Origin of the sequence: Corallococcus exercitus (assembly GCF_042231735.1) — a bacterium.
Classification (GTDB): domain Bacteria; phylum Myxococcota; class Myxococcia; order Myxococcales; family Myxococcaceae; genus Corallococcus; species Corallococcus exercitus_B.
This window is the reverse complement of record NZ_CP102577.1, coordinates 4,649,338-4,669,480: the sequence shown is the minus strand read 5'-3', so window position 1 is coordinate 4,669,480 and position 20,143 is coordinate 4,649,338. Positions and strand designations below refer to the sequence as shown.

Below are 20,143 nucleotides of genomic sequence, written 5' to 3'. Positions count from 1 at the left end.
CACGCATCCGTGGCCAACCTGCACCAGCTCCTCAAGGCGATGGTCGAGAAGGGCTCTTCCGACCTCCACATCACCACCGGCTCGCCGCCGCAGCTCCGCGTGGACGGTGAGCTCGTCCCGCTCAAGACGGCGCCGCTCACGCCCGTGGAGACCAAGCAGCTCTGCTACTCCATCCTCACGGACGCCCAGAAGCACAAGTTCGAGGAGGAGAACGAGCTGGACCTGTCGTTCGGCGTGAAGGGCCTGTCGCGCTTTCGCGCGAACATCTTCATGCAGCGCGGCGCCGTCGCCGGCGCGTTCCGCACGATTCCGTTCAAGATCTTGACGTTCCAGGAGCTGGGCCTGCCGCCGGTGGTGGCGGAGCTGGTGAAGAAGCCGCGCGGCCTCATCCTGGTGACGGGCCCCACGGGCTCCGGCAAGTCCACCACGCTGGCCTCGATGATCGACAAGATCAACACCGAGCGTCATGAGCACATCATGACCATCGAGGACCCCATCGAGTACCTGCACCCGCACAAGAACTGCCTGGTGAACCAGCGCGAGGTCGGTGCGGACACGCGCAACTTCAAGACGGCCCTCAAGTACATCCTCCGCCAGGATCCGGACGTGGTGCTCGTCGGTGAGCTCCGAGACCTGGAGACCATCGAGGCGGCGCTCACCATCGCGGAGACGGGCCACATCTGCTACGCGACGCTGCACACCAACAGCGCGGTGCAGACCATCAACCGCATCCTGGACGTCTTTCCCCCGTACCAGCAGCCCCAGGTGCGCGCCCAGCTGTCCTTCGTGCTCGAGGGCGTGATGAGCCAGGCGCTCGTCGCCAAGGCGGGCGGCCCCGGCCGCGTGCTGGCCCTGGAGGTCATGGTGCCCAACCCCGCCATCCGGAACCTCATCCGCGAGGACAAGGTCCACCAGATCTACTCCTCCATGCAGGTGGGCCAGGCGAAGTACGGCATGCAGACGTTCAACCAGGCGCTGGCCGCCCTTCTGGCGCGCCGGCTCATCTCCCAGGACGAGGCCTTCGGCCGTTCCTCCGACCCGGAGGAGCTGCGCAACATCCTCGCCACGGGCGGCGCGCCGGGCGGAGCCCAGCGGCCGGCCGGGGGAGCGGGTGCCCGTTAGTTTTCCGACGTGAATTTCGCGGGTTAGACTCGCGCCCTCCCCGGAGGTCCAGGTATGGCAGCACCAGCGGTCCAGCAGAAGGCGACAGCGTCGAAGAAGAACACGGCCCAGTTCCTCTGGGAGGCGAAGACCAAGAGCGGGGAGAACAAGAAGGGCGAGATGGAGGCCTCGGACATCGAGGCCGTCAACGCGCGCCTCAAGTCCCTGGGCCTCAACCCGACGAAGGTGCGCAAGAAGGGCGCCCTCGACCTGGAGCTGTCCCTGCCTGGGAGCGTGACGGGCAAGGACATCCTCATCTTCACCCGCCAGTTCGCGACGATGATCGACGCGGGCCTGCCGCTGGTGCAGTGTCTGGACATCCTCGCCAGCCAGATGGACAACCCCGCCTTCAAGAAGGTGGTGTTCGCCATCAAGGGCAAGGTGGAGCAGGGCAGCACCTTCGCGGACGCGCTGAAGGAGCACCCCAAGGTCTTCGACGAGCTCTACGTGCAGCTGTGCGCCGCGGGCGAGGTGGGCGGTATCCTCGACACCATCCTCAACCGGCTCGCCGCCTACCGTGAGAAGAACGAGAAGCTCAAGGCGAAGGTCAAGGGCGCCATGACCTACCCGTCGGTGGTCATCCTGGTGGCCATCGGCGTGACGGCGCTCCTGCTGCTCAAGGTGACGCCCGTCTTCGAGAAGATGTTCGCGGACTTCGGCTCGCAGCTGCCGGGCCCCACGCAGGTGGTCGTGGACCTGTCGAAGTTCGCGCAGGCGTACTTCATCCACGCCGTCGTCGGCATCGCCGCGGTCGTCTTCTCCTTCACCTGGAGCTACCGCCAGCCCAAGGGCCGCAAGTTCTGGGACAAGGTGTTCCTCAAGCTGCCCCTGTTCGGCGACGTGCTTCGCAAGGTCGCGGTGGCGCGCTTCACGCGCACGCTGGGCACGATGATCTCCTCCGGCGTGCCCATCCTGGACGCGCTGGACGTGACGGCGAAGACGGCCGGCAACCGCACGGTGGAAGAGGCCATCTACTACGTGCGCGGGAAGATCGCCGAGGGCAAGAACATCGCGGGTCCCCTCCTGGAGACCAAGGTGTTCCCGTCCATGGTGGTGCAGATGATTGGCGTCGGTGAGGCGACGGGCGCCATGGACACCATGCTCAACAAGATCGCCGACTTCTACGACGACGAAGTGGACGCGGCCATCGGCGCGCTGACGTCGATGATCGAACCGCTGCTGATGGTGTTCCTCGGCGGCGTGGTGGGTGGCTTCCTCATCGCCATGTACCTGCCCATCTTCAACCTTGCCGGCGCGATCAAGTAGCGCACGCCTGGGGGGGGCCGCGTCAGGCGCGGCCCCGGGGCTGGGGCCCCGCCTGGTGTGGTTGGTGTTGTTCCGCACCGTCGCGGCGAGCCTGTCGCTCGTGGTGACGGTGGCACGGCTCCTGACGCAGCCCGCGCAGGAGCCCAGCCGGGCGGACTCGCTGTCGTTCGCGGTCATCGCGGGCGCCTACGTCCTCACGGTGGTGACGGGCCTGCGGCTGCGCCGGGGCACCGCGGGGCGGCTGGACGCGACGGTGACGGTGGTGGGCGACGTGCTCATCGCCACCGGGCTCGTCTACCTGAGCGGCGGCGCGGACTCGCCGCTGACGTTCCTCTACAGCCTGGCCGTGATTGGCGCGGCGGTGGTGCTGGACTGGCGGGGCGCGCTGCTGGCCGCGGCCATGTCCACGTTCGCGTTCACGATGCTGCTGCTCATCATCCGGCTCACCACGCCGGAGGACGCGGTGGCGGTGCCCGCGGCGCGCGTGCTCTTCGTGCTGGGCAGCAACGCGCTGGCGCTGGTGCTCATCGCCGTGCTGTCCGGCTACCTGTCGCGCCAGCTGTCCGCGACGGGCGGCGCGCTGTCCCAGAGCGAGGCGGACCTGCGAAGGCTGGGGCGGCTGCAGCAGCTCATCCTGTCCTCCATGCCGTCGGGGCTCGTCACCTGCGACGCCGAGCGGCGCATCACCTTCCTCAACACCGCGGGCAGCGGCATCCTCCAGGCGGACGCCGGCACGTGCGTGGGCCAGCCCGTGGACACGCTCCTGCCGGGCGTGGCGTCCCTGGCGCCGCGCTCCACCCGCGGGGAGCTGCGCGTGCGGACGCCCGGCGGCAACCGGGTGCTGGGGCTGTCCGTGTCACCGCTGGAGGGCGAGGCGGGCGCGCTGCTCATCGTCTTCCAGGACCTCACGGAGCTGCGCCGCATGGAGGAGGACCTGAAGCGCACGGACCGGCTGGCCAGCCTGGGCGCGCTGTCCGCGCAGCTGGCGCATGAAATCCGCAACCCGCTCGCCGCCATGCGCGGCTCCGCGCAGCTCTTGGCCCAGGAGCAGTCGAGCGACGTGGTGGTGACGAAGCTCACCGGCATCCTCACGCGGGAGGCGGACCGGCTGGCGCGGCTGGTGGAGGACTTCCTGCGCTTCGCCCGCCCGCCGGAGCCGCAGCGCCGGCCGGTGGCGCTGGACGCGCTGCTGTCGGAGACGGTGGACATGCTGCGCGCGGACCCGCTGGCGCGCGAGGTCCAGATGGAGGTGCGGGCCGCGGAGTCGCTGACGGCGCCGGTGGATCCGGATCAGCTGCGCCAGGTGCTCATCAACCTGCTGCGCAACGGCTTCCAGGCGGCGGGCCCCCAGGGGACCGTCCGGGTGGCGCTGGCGCGGGCGGAGAAGGAAGCCCAGATTCGCGTGTGGGACTCGGCCGGCAGCATCACGGAGGAGATGATGGGACACCTGTTCGAGCCGTTCTTCACCACCCGCAGCGGCGGCACCGGCCTGGGGCTGTCCACCGCGCACTCCATCATCCGCGCGCACGGCGGCAGCATCCGCGTGACGTCCAACCCGGCCGAAGGCACCGAGTTCCTCGTGGGGCTGCCGCTGTGACGGCGCTCCCCCATGAAGGAGGCCCGCGCGGCCACGTGCTGGTGGTGGACGACGAGCTGTCCATGCGCGAGTACCTGGAGATATTGCTCGTGCGCGAGGGCTACGCGGTGACGAGCGTGCCCGGCGTGGAGCCCGCCCGCGCGGTGCTGGAGAAGGACCAGGTGGACCTGGTCATCTCCGACATGAAGCTGGGCACGGCGGGCAGCGGCCTGGACGTGCTGCGCGCGGCGAGAACGCGCAAGGAGCCGCCGGAGGTGGTGCTCATCACCGCCTTCGGCACGCCGTCCTCCGCGGTGGAGGCCATGCGCGAGGGCGCGTACGACTACATCTGCAAGCCCTTCGACAACGAGGAGCTGCGGCTGCTGGTGCACAAGGCGCTGGAGAAGCGCGCCCTGCGCCAGGAGAACAGCACGCTGAAGGCGCGGCTCTTGCCCGGGCTGGGCGGGCTGCTCGTGGGGACCAGCCCCCGCATGCGCGCGCTGTGGCAGCTGGTGGAGAAGGTGGCGCCGGGGCGCAGCACGGTGCTGGTGACGGGGGAGAGCGGCACCGGCAAGGAGCTGGTGGCCCGGGCCGTCCACCTGCGGGGCCACCGCGCCGCGCAGCCCTTCCTGCCCTTCAACTGCGCGGCCCTCAACGAGGGCGTGCTGGAGAGCGAGCTCTTCGGCCACATGCGCGGGGCCTTCACCGGCGCCACGCACGAGCGGCCGGGCCTGCTCGTCTCCGCGGGCGAGGGCACGGTGATGCTGGACGAGGTGGGGGAGATGCCCCTCTCCACGCAGGTGAAGCTCCTGCGCGTGCTGCAGGAGCGCAAGGTGAAGCCGGTGGGCAGCGCGGCGGAGATTCCCTTCCAGGCGCGCGTCATCGCGGCCACCAACCGCCGGCTGGAGGCGGAGGTGAAGGCGGGCCGCTTCCGCGAGGACCTCTTCTACCGGCTCAACGTCATCACGCTGGAGCTGCCCCCGCTGCGCGAGCGCTCGGAGGACATCCCGCCCCTGGCGACGCACTTCCTGTCGCGGCTGGCGGAGGAGCTGGGGCGCCCGGGCCTGCGCTTCGCGCCGGAGACGCTGGCGTTGATGGAGCGCTACGCCTTTCCGGGCAACGTGCGCCAGCTGCAGAACATGGTGGAGCGCGCGGCCACGCTGTCGGACTCGGACGTGCTGGGCCCCGGGACGCTGCCGCCCTCCGTGCGCGGCGAGGCGGAGCCCCAGGCCCGCGCGGGCGACGGGGGAGAGCCGGTGCTGGGCCAGGGCTTCAACCTGGAGCGGCACCTGGACGACCACGAGCGCCGGCACCTGCTGGCCGCGCTCAAGCAGGCGCAGGGCGTGAAGACGCGCGCCGCGGAGCTCCTGGGGCTGTCCTTCCGCTCCTTCCGCTACCGGCTGGCGAAGCACGGCCTCACGGACGAGCTGGACGAGCCCGGCGGGACGCGCGCCGGCTGACGCCGGGCCGTCACCAGCCCAGCGCGGCGCGGGCCTGGTCCGCGGCCTCCAGGCCCATGCGCCAGTTGGCGTCCTGGCTGTTGTAGGAGAACTGGCCGCCCCGGCCGATGTTGCCCAGCCGCTCGAAGCCCCCCAGGTACTCGCGCAGCGGGCGCAGCACGTCCTGGTAGCCCGGGCGGTAGACGGGAAAGCAGCGGGGCAGCCGCACCACGTGGCCCCGCGCCACGCCCGCCCCGCCATCCAGCCCCGTGGCCGAAAGCTCGCGCTTCGCCAGCGCCACCAGCTCCGCGTCGGGGGCGGACCACAGGGGCTCCTCGTGGGAACACCAGTACTCCATGCAGAGGATGGAGGAGGCCTCTGCCCCGTGGAGCTGGGGCACCCAGTTGCGGAAGTTGGTGACGCGCCCCACGCGCACGGCGGGGGTGTGCATCTCCAGCCACGAATAGGGGAAGAGGGAGGAGGACTGGACCTCCAGGTACACCAGGAGGTTGCTGCGGAAGGTGAGCACGTCGCGCGCGCGGCGCAGGTGCTCGCGCACGTCGCCGGGCAGCTCCGGCAGCTGGGACACCAGGGGCGCCAGCGGGGCGCTCGACACCACGTAGTCGTAGGGCAGGGCGCCGCGCGACGTGCGCAGGCCCGTCACCCGCCGGCCCTGCACCTCCAGCGCCTCCACGCGGCTGTCCAGGAACACCTCGCCCCCGTGCTCGCGCACGCCCCGCGCCATCCGCTCGTACACCATGCCGGTGCCGCGCACGGGGTAGGGGAAGTCCTGCGTCACCTCCTTCACCGCGCCCGCGCGCGCGTTGTCCCACTGCGTGCGCAGCGCGTTGAGCACGGTGCTCACCAGCGACGCGTCCTTGCTGGCCGGGCCTGCGAGCGCCGCGTCCAGCTGCCCCAGCGGCACGCCGAAGAACTTCTCGTTGTAGTCGCGGAAGAAGCGCGCGTACACGCGGGGACCGAAGTGGCGCACCAGCCAGTCCTCGAAGGTGCGCACGGGCGCGCGGGGCCGCGCCTGCTGCCGCGCGAAGCTGAGGACGCAGCGGGCGGACTCGAGCAGCCCCTCCTTGCGCACCACGTCCGCCGCGCGCAGCGGGTAGTCCAGGACGTGGGCCTCGCGGAAGATGCCGGGGTGCGCCCGCACCAGGCCCCAGTCCTCCCCCACCACCTCCCGGAACAGCGCGAGGATGCGCGCGTCCTGCGAGTGGAAGCGGTGGGGGCCCAGGTCCACGCGCTGGTTCCACAGGTCCAGCGTGCGCGACAGGCCGCCCACCTCCGGGCCGGCCTCGTGCACCTCCACGCGAGCGCCTGTCCGGGCCAGCGCGTAGGCGGCGGTGAGCCCCGCGGGGCCCGCGCCCACCACCGCGATGCGCGGCGGCGTGCTCACGGGGTCCCCGGTGGACGGGGGGGCGGGCGGAAGTAGCGCGCGAAGGCCTCGTCCGGGTAGCGCGCCTGGACGGCTTCGGGCCGGTGGACGCGCAGGGTGTATTCGTACAGCGGGCCGCCCGCGTCCAGCTCCCAGAAGCGGCTCAGGTGCCCCACCACGAAGTCCAGCAGCGCGCCGGGAGGCTGGTAGTGCAGCTCCTGCCGGCTGAACTCCGGGTCGTGGTAGCTGGTGAGGAAGTTCACCGCGAAGCCCCGCGTGCACAGCGCGTACATGGCGCCGAGCATGCCGTGCACGAAGTCCTCCCAGGCCTGGAGGGACGCGGACAGCCGCACGTTGAAGGTGCCCGACAGCGTCAGGTAGTCGTACCGGTCCCCGGGCAGCGTCGCGACGATGTCGCGCGTGTGGAACCGGCCCCCGGGGAACTTGGCCTGGCACGCGTCCACGAAGCCCGGGTGCACGTCGCTGCCGGAGTAGGCCGCGCGCGGGTGGTGGTGCCGGAGGTACTCGCCGAAGTGGCCCATGCCGCAGCCCACCTCGTGCACGGTGAAGTCCCCGGGCTCGTGCGCGAACAGCCGGGAGAGCCGCTGGAAGCGCTCGTACTGGGTGGCCTGGTCCCGGTGCGACAGGGCCCGGGGGTCGTCTCCATACTGCTCCAGCAGCGCCCCGTAGAAGGCGCGCTGCTCCTCAGCGATACCCATGTGTCGACCCGCTCGCCGCGTCCCCGGACGCCGGGGGCTCCAGCACCCGTGACGCGTGCCCGTCGGTGACGGCGCGCACCACGGACTGGGGCTTCTGGTTGATCTGCAGGAAGATGCGCGTGACGTACTCGGACAGGATGCCCACGCCCAGGAGCGTCACCCCGGACGAGAAGAGCACCGCGATGGCCAGCGACGCCCAGCCGGGCACGGTGATGGTGCCCGTGAACTTGGAGACGATGACCGCCACGCCCGCGAGGCCCGACAGGAGGGACAGCGCCACGCCGCCCACCGACGCGAGCCGCAGCGGGAAGGTGGCGTAGTTGAAGAGCAGGTTGAAGAAGACCTGCACCAGCTTGCGCAGCGTGTAGGAGCTGCGCAGCCCTTCCGGGTGCTCGTGGCGCACGGGCGTCGCGGTGATGCGGTCCGTCACCCACGACAGGTAGATGTCCAGGATGATGTCGTGGCGCTCGCTGCGCGCCACCTCCGCGGCCACCGGGCCGGAGATGAGCCGGAACGCGGAGATGTCGAAGTCCACCTGCATCACGCGCCGGGGAATCACCATGATGAGCCGCGACGCCCACGTGCGCCACCCCGGCCCCTGGCGGGCCTGGGGGACGCCGTAGACGACGTCCGCGCCCGCCTCCTCCGCGCGGGACAGGAGCGTGGCAATCTCCTCCGGTGGGTTCTGCAGGTCCTCGTCCAGCGTCACCACCCAGCGGCCGCGCGCGTGACGGAAGCCCCGCACGGTGGCGTTGTGCTGGCCGTAGTTGCGCATGAGCTGGACGCCCCGGATGCGGCCGTCGCGCGCGCTCAGGCCCTGGATGCACGCCCAGAGCGCCGGCCGAGCGCTGTCGTCCACCAGGATGATCTCGAAGGGAGCGCCGCGCGCCTCCAGGTGGCGCACCAGCCGCTCGCACAGCACCGGCAGCGAGGCCTCACCCCGGAAGCAGGGGACGACCACGGAGAGCTCGATGGACGGGGTGCGCATGCGGAAGGAGCGAAGGGGCGGGCGGACTCTAGCGCCTCCCACGCCGGAAGGGGGCTCACGCGACGCCAGGAGCCCGCCTGGTGGGAGGCCGTGGCAGGCGCCGGGCGCCGCGCGGGCCCCCGGAAGGTCCGGAGGCTCCCGAGGTGCGCTAGCCTCTGGCGCACCCATGACCATTCCCTTCAACCGGCTGGCGATGCTTGGTGACGAGTCGCGCTTCATCGACGAAGCGCTCGCGAAGAGCCACCTCATGGGGGATGGGGGCTTCACGAAGAAGTGCCACGCGGTGCTGGAGGCGGCGCTGCCAGGCAGCAAGGCCCTGCTCACCACGTCCTGCACGCATGCCCTGGAGATGGCGGGGCTGCTGCTGGACCTGAAGCCCGGGGATGAGGTCATCGTCCCGTCCTTCACCTTCGTCTCCACCGCGAACGCCTTCGCGCTCCGGGGCGCGCGCATCGTCTTCGCGGACGTGCGGCCGGACACGCTCAACCTGGATGAGACGAAGCTGGAGGCGCTCATCACCCCGCGCACGCGGCTCATCGTCCCGGTGCACTACGCGGGCGTCGGCTGTGAGATGGACGCCATCCTGGCCATCGCCGGGCGCCACGGCGTGCCGGTGGCGGAGGACAACGCGCACGGCCTCTTCGGCGCCTACCGGGGCCGGCCCCTGGGCACGCTGGGCGCCTTCTCCACGCTCAGCTTCCACGAGACGAAGAACATCAGCTGCGGCGAGGGCGGGGCGCTGATCATCAACGACGCCCACCACGCCGAGCGCGCGGAGATCATCCGCGAGAAGGGCACCAACCGCAGCCGCTTCTTCCGGGGCCAGGTGGACAAGTACACGTGGGTGGACATCGGCTCCAGCTACGTCATGTCGGACCTGCTGGCGGCCTTCCTCTACGGGCAGCTCGTCGCGCGCGAGCGCATCCAGGCCCGCCGCCGCGCGCTCTGGGAGACGTACCACCGCGAGCTGGCCGCCTGGGCCGCGGCCCAGGGCGTGTCCGTGCCGCACGTGCCCGCCCATTGCGAGCAGTCCTTCCACATGTACTACCTGCTGATGCCGTCGCTGGAGGCGCGCACGCGCTTCATCCAGCAGCTGCGCGCGCAGGGCATCAACGCGGTCTTCCACTACCTGCCGCTGCACGCGTCGCAGATGGGCCAGCGCTACGGCGGCAAGGCCGGCGACTGCCCGGTGACGGAGGACGTGAGCGACCGGCTGGTGCGGCTGCCCTTCTTCACCACGATGACGGAGGAGGAGCAGGCGCGCGTCCTCTCCGCGGTGCGGGACTTCCGGTGCTGAAGCCGCGCCACACGGTGGCCATCCTCCAGTCCAACTACCTGCCCTGGAAGGGCTACTTCGACATCATCCACGACGTCGACACGTTCATCTTCTACGACGACGTGCAGTACACGCACAGCGACTGGCGCAACCGCAACCGCGTGAAGACGGCGCAGGGGCCGCTGTGGCTGACGGTGCCGGTGGGCTCGCGCACGGACCGGCGCATCTGCGACGTGCGCATCGAGGACGCGGCCTGGGCACGCCGCCACTGGCAGACGCTGCGCCATCAGTACGGCCGGGCGCCCCACTTCGCGTGGGTCGCGCCGCTGCTCCAGGAGGTCTATCTGGAGCGAAGCTGGACGCACCTGTCGGAGCTCAACCAGTTCCTCGTCCAGCGCATCGCCCGCGACTTCCTGGGCCTCACCACGCGCTTTCGCGACTCGCGCGAGTGGACGCTCCAGGGCGCCAAGGAGGCGCGCATCCTGGAGCTGCTGCGCCAGGCGGGCGCCACGCACTACGTCTCCGGCCCCTCCGCGCGCGACTACCTGCGCCAGGAGTCCTTCGACGCGGCGGGCATCGTGCTCACCTACAAGGACTACGCGGGCTACCCGGAGTACCCGCAGGCGCACCCGCCCTTCGAGCACGCGGTGACGGTGCTGGATGTGCTCGTCCATATGGGCCCGGACGCGCCCCGCGCCATCTGGGGCTGGCGAGGGGCCTGACGGCCCGCGCCGGGCTTTGCGGGGCACTCGGGGACTGTGCTACCCCCACGGGCGATGGTACCGGCTCAAGGCAGTGCATGGCGCACGTCCGCGGTGGCGGGGGGCCTGGGCGTGTTCCTGGTGGCGGCCTTCTTCGGCCTCTCCCAGACGTCCCCGGGACTCCGCGTCACCTTCCAGCGGCCCTTCACCTACAGCTCTCCTGGCGAGCTCTACCTGTGGCTGGGCCACGCGCTGTTGCTCGTGCCGGGCGGCGCGCTGCTCGGGCTCGCGCTGGCGCCCGCGCTCGCTGCCCCGCTGGGACGGTGGTGGCGGCGCGTGGAGGCCATGGATGCCCGCGAGCGCCGGGCCGCCCTGCTGCTCCTGGGCGGGCTGGCGTTCGTCGTCGCGCGCCTGGGCCGCTTCTTCTTCCTGCGGGACTTGCCGGTCACGGACGACGAGGTGTCCGCCCGCTTCGGCGGACAGGTGCTGGCCTCCGGCCATGTGCTGACGCCGATGCTCAGCCCACCCCTGGCCCAGCCCGGCCTGTTCCTCTACGCGCGTGACGGCCTGGTCTCCAGCTTCGAGTGGCTGGGCCTGCAGGCGACGTGGGCCTTGAGTGAGCTGACCGGGACGGGGTCGCTGCTCTTCGCGCTGGTGGCCACGGTGCCGGTGATGACGGTGGCCTGGGTGGCGACCCGCCGGCTGGGGCCCGCGTGGGGTGGGGTGGCCGCGGCGCTGGTGCTGCTGTCCCCCATGTCCGCCATGCTCTCCATGACCACGCACGGGCACCTGCTGTCGCGCGCGGCGCTGGCCGTGGCGGTGGTGGCCTTCCTTCGCGCCGGGGAGCGGGGCGCGCGCGGGTGGGCGGTGCTGGGCCTGGTGAGCGGGGTGTCCTTCCTGTGCCGGCCGTTCGAGACGCTCTTCTTCCTCGCGCCCTTCTACCTGGACCTGCTGTGGCGCATGGCGCGTCGCCAGCTGCCCGTCGGCCCGTGCCTGGGCGGACTGGCGCTGGGGTGGCTGCTGCCGGTGGTGGCCTTCCTCGCCTTCAACCACGCCGTCACCGGCGACGCGCTGCTGCCCGCGCGCGTGTCCATGTACACGTTCCCCGCGCGGCTCACGCAAGAGGACGGCACGCTGCTGCAGCGCTTCGGGGCGAACACCAGCTACAACGTCCTGATGCTGGCGGTGTGGTTCCTCGGGCCGCTCGGCGTGGCGCTGGTGGCCCTGGGCGCCGCGTGGGACCGGCTCACCGTGCTGCTGTCGCTGGCCGTGGTGTCGCTGCTGGGCCTGGGCCTCTTCCACGACAACCACGGCATCCACGCGGTGGGGCCCATCCACTACTCGGAATGCGCGCCGGCCCTGGCGCTGGTGGCCGTGCACGGATGGAAGCGCGCGGTGGACTTCGTGCGCCGGGCCTCGGTGTCTCCCCGGCCGTTGCTGCTGGCCACGGGAGGGTCGCTCGCGGTGGGGTTGGGCATCTTCAACGTGCACCACGCGCTCGCGCTGCGCGAGCAGGCCGCGATCCATGAGACGGTGGCCACGTTCATCCACGACGCGAACCTGGGCCGCGCGGTGCTGCTGGCGCCCCAGTACGAGCGGGTCTGGCGGCACGTGCCGGAGTTCCGCCGGGTGGGCAGCTGGGTGTTCGAATGGGCACCGCCGGCGCCAGGCGACACGGAGGACGTCATCGTCCTGCATGACGGCATTGGCCACTTCCAGGCGCTGCGCGAGCGCTACCCGGACCGGCGCTTCTTCCGGCTGAAGCCGGGCCGCGGGCCGGAGCCCTGGCGCATCCTGCCGGCGGAGTCCTCCGTGGAGGAGCCCGCGCCCGTTCCCCCGGGGTATTCAGCGCCCGTGCCCTCCGCCAAGGAGTCCACGCCATGAGCGGCCCCGGGGGGGCGGCAGAAGCGCTGCGCCGGTGGGCCCCTGGCCTGGTGCCGCTGGAGGAGGGCATCTGGACGGCGGCGGAGCGGAGCGCTCCCATCTCGTATCCGGAGGACGGACATGCGAGCTGCCGCCAGGTGGAGGACGCCTCCTTCTGGTTCCAGCACCGCAACCGCTGCATCACGCAGGCGGTCCAGGCGTGGCCGCCCCGGGGGCCGCTCGTCGACCTGGGCGGAGGCAATGGCTACGTCGCCGCCGGGCTGCGGGACGCGGGCATTCCGGTGGTCGTCGTCGAGCCGGGGCTGGAAGGGGCGCGTCAGGCCCGGGCGCGTGGGCTTTCCCCCGTGGTCTGCGCCACGCTGGAGGAGGCGGGCTTCTGCCCCCGCTCGCTTCCCGCGCTGGGCTTCTTCGACGTCATCGAGCACGTCGAGGATGACGCACGGCTCCTGTCCGTCGCGCGGGAGCTGCTGGAGGACGGCGGCCGGCTGTACCTCACGGTGCCGGCCTTTGGCTGGCTGTGGGCCGAGGACGACGTCGTCGCGGGACACTTCCGCCGCTACACGCGAGGCGCGCTGTGCGCGCTGCTGCGGCGTTCCGGCTTCGCGGTGGACTTCGCCTCCTACCTCTTCGCGCCGCTGCCGCTGCCGTTGTGGCTGATGCGCGCCGTGCCAAGCCGGCTGGGACTGCGCTCCCGGGCCGAGGTGCGCGCGCGGCAGGAGATGGAGCATGGCTCCCGGGGCGGGCTGGCCGCCTCGGCCCTGCGCGCGATGCTGTCCGTGGAGCAGGCGTGGCTGCGAAGGGGAGGGGCGCTGCCCCTGGGAACCAGCTTGATGATGGTCGCTCACGTGGAGGGGCGCTGACATGGAACAGGCCGCATCGACCGCGGGTGTCACCCGGTCCCTGCTCGCGCGCCCCGGCCTCCAGTACGGCCTGGTGGTCCTCGCGTCGCTGCTCGTGTTCGCCGGGTCGCTGGCGAACGGGTTCGTCTACGACGACAACCAGCTCGTGCTGGAGAACCCGTGGGTGCGCTCGGCGGCGGGCATGCGGGAGGTGTTCAGCCAGCCGCTGTTCGGCTTCATGGAGTCCTCCACGGCGCAGGACCCGCGGCACCACTACTACCGGCCGCTGATGCACGTCTTCCTCTTCGTGCTGCGTCAGGGCTTCGGGCTCCAGGCCTGGGCGCACCACCTGGCGCTCATGCTGATGCACGCGTCGGTATCAGCCCTGACGCTCTGGTTCCTGCGCGCCAGCCTCTTCGCGAAGCGCCCCGCGCGGGAGGACGCCGCTGCCTGGGCGGCGCTGGCGGGCGCGCTCTTCTTCGCCCTGCATCCCGTGCACACGGAAGCCGTGGCCTGGGTCGCCGGCGCGATGGACGTGGGCATGGCGTTGGCGGTGCTGGTGGCGGTGCGGCTGTGGTGGCCCGTGCCCGCCACGCCCGCGCGGGCGCTGGCCGCGGGCGGGGTGTGGCTGCTGGGCCTGCTGCTCAAGGAGACGGCGGTCGTCCTGCCCGTGCTGCTGTGGGTGATGGAGCGGGTGTGGACCTCCGCGGAGGCCCGGGGCGGGCTGCTCGCCCAGGTCCGCCGCTTCGCGCTGCTGGGCCTGGGGTTCGTCGCCTACGCCGGACTCCGCCTGTCCGCGCTGGGCGGGGCGCTGCCCTCGGGCCACGGCGGCCGGTCGCTCCTGGTGCGGGTCATCGGGACGCTCGCGTTCCCTGCGGACCTGGGCGGCAAGCTCGTCTGGCCCGTGCCGCTGTCGGTGGCGTCTCCGGGAGGGCTCGTGGAGTCCGCGGCGGATCCCCGGGTCTGGGTGGGCGCCGTCATCATCCTCGCGGTGCTCGCGCTGGGCCTCTGGGCCTGGCGCCGGCAGCAGGAGGTGATGCTGGCGGGGTGGCTCTGGCTGGTGGTGCCCTTCCTGCCCGCGATGGCGCTTCAGGCGCGCGGCGTGGACGCCTACGCCGAGCGCTACCTGTACCTGCCGTCCATCGGCTTCACCCTGTGGATGGCCCTGGGCGTGCGCGGGCTCTTGTCACGCTGGCCCGAGCACGCTCGGACCGTCGCGCTCGCGACCGGGGGCGTGCTGGGGGCGTTCACACTGCTGACCGTGTTCTACGTGCCGGTCTGGCGTGACGACCTGACCCTCTGGACCTACGTCCAGGAGACCTCGAAGGACCAGCCGCTCATCCACGCCAACCTGGGGAACCTGCACCTCAACGCAGGGCGGGTGCGGGAGGCCATCCCCGAGCTCGAAATCGCGGTGCGGGGCATGGGCGGTGAGTTCCGCGTCCACAACAACCTCGCGGTGGCGTACGCGAAGGCGGGCCGGTTCGGCGACGCGCGCAAGGAGCTGGAGCGCACGGTGCGCCTCATGCCGGACAACCCCGTCGCGTGGCACAACCTGGGGCTCGTGTCGCGCAACGAAGGGGACCTGGAGACGGCCATCGCGCGCTTCCAGGACGCGCTCCGCCTGGCGCCCAAGCGGGTGGATTCGCTGATGGAGCTGGGCCGCACGCTGCTGCGCGCCGGACGTCCCTCGGAGGCCGTCCCCCCGCTGGAGGAGGCGCTCCGGCTGGAGCCGGGGCTCGTGGCCGCGCGCAGGGCGCTGGCGCAGGCCCGGAGCGCCGCATCCGCTCCACCGCGCTGAAGGTCCGTCCGCTATGGTCCGGCACCGGCGGGCCGGACGGCCAGGGAGCGCGATGGGCGACCAGGAGCGTGGGACAGCGGGCGGGCGTTGGGGGCTGGTCGCGCTGGCCGCGCTCCTGTGGGGCCTCTTCTTCTTCCGGGCGCTCTTCACGTCCGGCGCCTTCATGGCCGGGGACACGCTCCGGGCCTTCTACCCCATGCGGGCTTACTGGGCCTCGCGCGTGTCCTCACTCGAGTTCCCCGACTGGCTCCCCTATGACGGGCTGGGCCAGTCCTTCCCCGGCATCTTCATCACCGGGGCGTTCCACCCGTTCCTGTGGCTGCACCTCGTGCTGCCGTTCGGGCTGGCCGCGAAGGTGACGCTCCTGGCCTGCTTCCCCCTGGCGCTGGGGGGCACGTACGCGCTCGTCCGGGCCTGGGGCGTGCCGCGCGCGGGAGCGCTGTTCGCGGGGGTGACCTTCGCGTTCTGCGGCTACCTGGTCTGCATCACCAACAACCCCACGTACCTCCAGGCGGCGAGCACGCTCCCCCTGGCGCTCTGGCTCGCGCTGCGCTTCCTGCGCGAGCCGGGCCTCACCCGGCTGACGCTCGCGGGCATGGTGCTGGCCCTGGTGGCGTTCGCCGGGGATGCCCAGGCGTTCGTCATGGCCAACGCCTGCATCGTGTGCCTGGCGGCCCTGGAGCCGCATGCCGGGCCGTGGCGCCGCCGCGTGGGGGCGTGCGCGCTGCTCGTCCTCGCCGGAGGGCTGCTGGCCGCGCCGCAGCTGCTGCCCGCCGCCGCGCTCACCGCGGGCTCGGAGCCGGGGGCCCGCTCGCTGGTGGAGGCGCAGCGCTTCTCGCTCCACCCGCTGCGGCTCTGGGAGCTCGTCCTGGGGCCCTTCCTCGCGGACGCGGAGGGCACGCAGGGCATCCCCCCCGTGGTGGTGGCGCACCTGGTGCCGTCCGGCGGCTTCACTCGCACGTGGGTGGACTCGGTGTACCTGGGGATGCCCGCGTGCGTGCTGGCGCTGGCGGGGCTCGCCGCTTCCGTCCGGCACTGGCGGGCCTGGGCGCTCGCGGCGCTCTGCTTGCTGCTGGCCGCGCTCTGCCTGGGGGACGCGCTGCCGGTGTACGGCTGGGCCTACCAGCTCGTCCCGTTCTGGCGGCCGTTCCGCTACCCGGAGAAGCTGGTGCCGCTCCTGTCCCTGGGGCTCGCGGTGGCCGCGGGCCTGGGCTGGAAGCGGTGCCTCGCGCCAGGCCAGGGCGCCCGGGCCGTGGTCTGGGTGGGGCTGCTCCTGGCGCTGCCGTGCGCGGGGCTCGCGCTGGCAGAGGCGGCGGGGCAGGGGTGGAGCCAGCACTGGCTGCGCGTCCGCTGGCCGGAGGTCCCCGGTCCGGTGCTCCAGGGGCTGTCCGCCAACGTCCTCTCCAGCGCGGTGGCCGGGGCGGTGCTCGCGTCCGCCTGCGCGGCGCTGGTGCTCCTGCGCGAGCGGCCCGCCCTCCAGGGCGCGTTGCTCGTGGCCCTGCAGTGGGGGGCGCTCACGCGGGCCCATGAGCCGCTGTACCAGCTCTCTCCGGAGGAGCTGCTGACCACGCCGCCCGCCTTCGTGGAGCGCGTCCGCGCGCTGACGGCGCCCGGGGAGCCGGTCCGGGTGGCCTCGTCGCTGCGCGACCTGCCGGCGCCGCGGCTGCCCGGCCTGCGCCACAACGACGCCCTCAACCTGCTGCAGCTGTCCGTCCTGGCGCCGGACATGGTGGCCCTGTGGGGCCTGGAGAGCGCGAACGAGTACCTGCCCGGGGTGAGCCCCCGCGTGCGTCAGCTCAAGGCGGACCGGGTGCACTGGTTCACCCGGCTCGCGCCCCGGCTGGGCACCCGGTTCATCGCCTTCGCGACGGCGGAGCAGCGGGAGCTGGGCGCCCGGCTGTCCGCGCGGAGCACCTTCGTGGATCCGCTCATGGGGCTGACCCTGGTGGAGTACGCGGACGCCGCGCCGCGCATCCACCTGGCGCGTCCGGAGTGCGTGGAGGGCCGGGCGGAGGCCATGCGGCGGATGGCGTCGCCCCAGCTGCCGCCCCCCGACGTCGCCATCGTGGAGTGCCAAACCCCGCTGCCGCCCACGCCGGAGGGCCCGCTGGGGGCCCTCCACGTGGCGCCGGGCACGCCGGAGCATCTCACGGTGGACGTGGAGGCCCTGGCCCCCGCGGTGCTCGTGGTCAACGACGCGTACCAGCCGGGGTGGCGCGCGACCGTGGACGGGCAGGACGTCCCCATCCTCCCCGCGGACGTGGCGGTCCGCGCGGTGGCGGTGCCCGCGGGCCAGCACCGGGTGGAGCTGCGCTACCGCACCCCCGGCCTGACGGCGGGGCTGCTGCTGGGCGGGGCGGCGTGGCTGGGGCTCGCGCTGGCGTGCCTGGGGCGGCGCTTCGTCCCCAGGCGCCGGGCGGCGGCCTAGCGGAAGTCGCGCCGCTCGAAGATGACGATGGCCAGCGTGGTGAGCACCATCGTCCACGCCAGGCTGTAGCCCACGCCGGAGAAGAACGTGGCGGCGTCCACCTGCATCGCGTACGTGGCGTGGGGCCGGAAGTTCACCCGCTCCAGGTTGGGCAGCGCGTAGTACAGCGTCTTGCCAATGCCCCGCACCAGCAGGCTCTCCGAGCGGTTGGCGATGGAGTACAGGTCCCCCGTCAGGTGCCCCGTGAAGTACATGCCCGTGGTGGCGATGGCGGACACCGCGGGCCCCGCGAAGCTGGAGAACAGGATGCCCACGCTGCTGATGACGAGCAGCTCGAACCACAGCCCCGCGCTGGCCAAAAGCTGCGTGGAGGTGACGCTCGCGCCGAAGAGCAGCAGCTCGCCCAGGAACACGGCCGTCATCGCCGCCAGCAGCACGCCCAGCGTCAGCATGGTGCCCGCCAGGCGCGCCAGCAGGAACTGACGGCGGGACACGGGCTTGCTCACCACCAGGAAGATGGTGCGCCGCTCAATCTCCCGGCTGAGCAGGCTGCTGGACAGGAAGATGGTGAGGAACACGAGGATGATGCTCATCATCCCCAGGCCGAAGTCCGTCAGCACGCGGTCGAAGGTGGCGACCGTCACCTCCGTCACCAGCGAGGAGGACAGCAGCACCACCGCGGCGAACACGCCCACCACCACCGTCACCCGGTTGCGGCGCGCCTCGCGAAAGCCATTCCACATCATCGCGCTGAAGGCGCTCACGTGTTGATCTCCCCACCCACGCTCGATGCGCGGCCTGATTCCTTCAGGGCGTTCATGAACAGCTGCTCCAGCGAGAAGCGCGCCGGCTGCATCCGGTTCACCCGGCCGCCCGCGCCCAGCACGCCACCCAGGAGCCGCTGGCTGTCCACGTCCGCCACCTGCAACATCACGCGGCCATCGAGCGCCTGCACCGACTCCAGCGGAACGCCCAGCCCGCGCACCTCTTCCGGCTTCAGCCCCTCCACCACGACCTCCACCGTGGGCACCTGCGCGGACACCAGCTCCTGCACGCTGCCCTCGCGCACGCGGCGGCCGCCCACCAGCACCGCCAGCCGGTCGCACAGCGACTCGACGTCCGGGATGATGTGGCTGCAGAAGAGCACCGTGGTGCCCTTCTCGCGCTCGGCCAGGATGAGGTCGCGCATCTGCCGGCGCCCCAGCGGATCCAGGCCGCTCGTGGGCTCGTCCAGGATGAGCAGCTTCGGCCGGGACACCAGCGCCTGCGCCAGGGCCACGCGCTGCACCATGCCCTTGGAGTAGCGGCGGATCTGCAGCTTCTCCGCGCCCGCCATCTCCACCGCGCCCAGCACCTCGGTGACGCGTCCGTCCAGCTCGTGGCCGGACAGGCCCGCCAGCTGCCCGGCCAGCGTCACGAACTCGCGGCCCGTGAGGTACTCGTAGGGCGCGGGGTTCTCCGGCACGAAGCCCACCAGCCTGCGCGTGGCGGCGTCCTCCACCGGCTGCCCGAAGAGCCGCGCGGTGCCGCCGCTGGGGCGCACCAGGTTCATCAAAATCTTGATGGTCGTGGACTTGCCCGCGCCGTTGGGGCCGAGCAGCCCGTAGATCTGCCCGGCGTCCACCCGCAGGTCCAGCGACTGGAGCGCCCGCACGGTGCGGTTGAACCAGAAGCCGACCTTGTAGGTCTTGTGCAGCCCCTGCGCCTCGATGGGCGGGGCTTCAGGGCTGGGATTCGTCATGGGTCGTGACTCGGGGTTTGGGGACCAGGCGTTCGCCGTCCTCGGTGCGTTCATCCTGGATGAGCTCCATGCGGAAGCGCGCGGCGTCGGAATAGGCGCGGCCATCCTCGCCCAGGAACAACGTGCCCCCCAGCGGATCCACGGGGAGCTGGGACAGGTCTCCCGCGGAGACCAGCGCGGGCAGGTCGTCGGGCAGGCGGCCCTCGCGCTCGCGGTAGCGGGTGATGGCCGCGTCGATGGTGCGCAGCAGCCGCTCCTGGAGGATCTCCTGCACGCGGCGCGCGTAGAACTCGCGCGTCTCGTCGTCCTCCGCGCCGTCGCGCAGCGCCATGCTCAGCGACAGGCTGCTGTCGAAGTCGCCGGACTGGGCGTACAGGCGCGTGGCCAGCGCCGAGTACCAGGCGGGCGCGTCAGGCCGCTGGGCCAGCTCCTGGATGATGTCCGCCGCGTCCTTGTACTTCTTCTCGAAGAACATCAGGTTGTACGCCAGTTGGAACGCCAGCCGCTGGTTGCCCGGCAGGTGCTGGAGCCCCTTGCGCAGGATGGCGCTCGACTCCTCGACGTTCAGGTACTCACCCTTGCCCAGGTGCACCGGGATGGTGATGCCCGCGTAGAAGTAGGCCTGCCAGAAGGTGGGATCCAGGTCGGTGACCAGGTCCGCGTAGTCGTAGATGTCGCGGTACTCCGCCGGCCGCGACGCCGCGCCAATGCGGTTGAGCAGGAGGATCCAGAAGTAGTCGGTGACCAGCCCCTGCTGGGAGCGGAAGAGCGTCTTGAGCAGTCCGGGCCGGGGCAACAGGGGCCCACCGCCCTGCCTGGAGACGGGCCGGGGGGGCGCGGACAACAGCGCCACCAACAACACGCCCGGGACGAATCGCAGGTACACCTTGTCCATGGCTCCACCCAACGAAAATGGGGCGCCCGATATGCCCGGGCGCCC

General features: G+C 72.0%; 16 protein-coding genes. 10 read left to right on the top strand and 6 right to left on the bottom strand.

The window, feature by feature from the left end; all coding sequences use genetic code 11:
* Positions 1 to 9 precede the first annotated feature (9 nt).
* From NR792_RS18140 to NR792_RS18125, 4 genes are all read left to right on the top strand, one after another.
* Positions 10 to 1,122, top strand: coding sequence for a PilT/PilU family type 4a pilus ATPase (locus NR792_RS18140; protein WP_207048093.1), 1,113 nt, complete (start codon positions 10 to 12; stop codon positions 1,120 to 1,122).
* A 54-nt stretch (positions 1,123 to 1,176) separates the two neighbouring features.
* Positions 1,177 to 2,427 carry a type II secretion system F family protein gene (locus NR792_RS18135; protein WP_375761271.1) on the top strand — a complete coding sequence of 417 codons (1,251 nt, stop codon included), beginning with the start codon at positions 1,177 to 1,179 and terminating at the stop codon, positions 2,425 to 2,427.
* 61 nt (positions 2,428 to 2,488) lie between these two features.
* On the top strand, positions 2,489 to 4,024 hold the full coding sequence (locus NR792_RS18130) for a nitrogen regulation protein NR(II) (RefSeq protein ID WP_375761644.1): 1,536 nt from the start codon (positions 2,489 to 2,491) through the stop codon (positions 4,022 to 4,024).
* The gene (locus NR792_RS18125) at positions 4,021 to 5,463 is read left to right on the top strand and encodes a sigma-54-dependent transcriptional regulator (RefSeq protein ID WP_375761270.1); all 1,443 of its coding nucleotides are present in this window, start codon (positions 4,021 to 4,023) and stop codon (positions 5,461 to 5,463) included. Before NR792_RS18130 ends, NR792_RS18125 begins: the two co-directional genes overlap by 4 nt.
* Before the next feature lie 10 nt (positions 5,464 to 5,473).
* On the opposite strand, the gene NR792_RS18120 is transcribed toward NR792_RS18125, so the two are convergent.
* The 3 genes from NR792_RS18120 to NR792_RS18110 are packed head-to-tail and all read right to left on the bottom strand — an operon-like array spanning position 5,474 to position 8,533.
* Positions 5,474 to 6,847: an FAD-dependent oxidoreductase gene (locus tag NR792_RS18120; RefSeq protein ID WP_375761269.1), complete on the bottom strand. Its 1,374-nt coding sequence runs from the start codon at positions 6,845 to 6,847 to the stop codon at positions 5,474 to 5,476.
* On the bottom strand, positions 6,844 to 7,545 hold the full coding sequence (locus tag NR792_RS18115) for a class I SAM-dependent methyltransferase (RefSeq protein ID WP_375761268.1): 702 nt from the start codon (positions 7,543 to 7,545) through the stop codon (positions 6,844 to 6,846). The genes NR792_RS18120 and NR792_RS18115 overlap by 4 nt, the downstream gene beginning before the upstream one ends.
* A complete protein-coding gene (locus tag NR792_RS18110; protein ID WP_375761267.1) occupies positions 7,532 to 8,533 on the bottom strand; it encodes a glycosyltransferase family 2 protein in 1,002 nt (333 codons plus the stop codon). Before NR792_RS18110 ends, NR792_RS18115 begins: the two co-directional genes overlap by 14 nt.
* Positions 8,534 to 8,699: 166 nt before the next feature.
* Between NR792_RS18110 and rffA the strand changes: the two genes are divergently transcribed.
* The 6 genes from rffA (at position 8,700) to NR792_RS18080 (ending at position 17,462) form a co-directional block, all read left to right on the top strand.
* A complete protein-coding gene (gene rffA, locus NR792_RS18105) occupies positions 8,700 to 9,830 on the top strand; it encodes a dTDP-4-amino-4,6-dideoxygalactose transaminase (protein ID WP_375761266.1) in 1,131 nt (376 codons plus the stop codon).
* Positions 9,824 to 10,531: a WbqC family protein gene (locus NR792_RS18100; protein WP_375761265.1), complete on the top strand. Its 708-nt coding sequence runs from the start codon at positions 9,824 to 9,826 to the stop codon at positions 10,529 to 10,531. The genes rffA and NR792_RS18100 overlap by 7 nt, the downstream gene beginning before the upstream one ends.
* Before the next feature lie 93 nt (positions 10,532 to 10,624).
* Positions 10,625 to 12,394, top strand: coding sequence for a glycosyltransferase family 39 protein (locus NR792_RS18095; RefSeq protein WP_375761264.1), 1,770 nt, complete (start codon positions 10,625 to 10,627; stop codon positions 12,392 to 12,394).
* Positions 12,391 to 13,254, top strand: coding sequence for a class I SAM-dependent methyltransferase (locus NR792_RS18090; protein WP_375761263.1), 864 nt, complete (start codon positions 12,391 to 12,393; stop codon positions 13,252 to 13,254). The genes NR792_RS18095 and NR792_RS18090 overlap by 4 nt, the downstream gene beginning before the upstream one ends.
* Position 13,255: 1 nt before the next feature.
* The gene (locus NR792_RS18085) at positions 13,256 to 15,034 is read left to right on the top strand and encodes a tetratricopeptide repeat protein (protein WP_375761262.1); all 1,779 of its coding nucleotides are present in this window, start codon (positions 13,256 to 13,258) and stop codon (positions 15,032 to 15,034) included.
* 52 nt (positions 15,035 to 15,086) lie between these two features.
* Positions 15,087 to 17,462, top strand: coding sequence for a YfhO family protein (locus NR792_RS18080; protein WP_375761261.1), 2,376 nt, complete (start codon positions 15,087 to 15,089; stop codon positions 17,460 to 17,462).
* Here the strand turns inward: NR792_RS18080 and NR792_RS18075 are convergent.
* From NR792_RS18075 to NR792_RS18065, 3 genes are read right to left on the bottom strand one after another with little or no spacing between them, the layout of a single operon-like run.
* Positions 17,459 to 18,226, bottom strand: a complete 768-nt coding sequence (locus tag NR792_RS18075) for an ABC transporter permease (RefSeq protein WP_375761260.1) — start codon at positions 18,224 to 18,226, stop codon at positions 17,459 to 17,461. The two genes, NR792_RS18080 and NR792_RS18075, sit on opposite strands and share 4 nt — an antisense overlap.
* A complete protein-coding gene (locus NR792_RS18070) occupies positions 18,223 to 19,203 on the bottom strand; it encodes an ABC transporter ATP-binding protein (protein WP_375761259.1) in 981 nt (326 codons plus the stop codon). Before NR792_RS18070 ends, NR792_RS18075 begins: the two co-directional genes overlap by 4 nt.
* Positions 19,184 to 20,098, bottom strand: a complete 915-nt coding sequence (locus NR792_RS18065; protein ID WP_375761258.1) for a tetratricopeptide repeat protein — start codon at positions 20,096 to 20,098, stop codon at positions 19,184 to 19,186. Before NR792_RS18065 ends, NR792_RS18070 begins: the two co-directional genes overlap by 20 nt.
* Between the last annotated feature and the right edge of the window lie 45 nt (positions 20,099 to 20,143).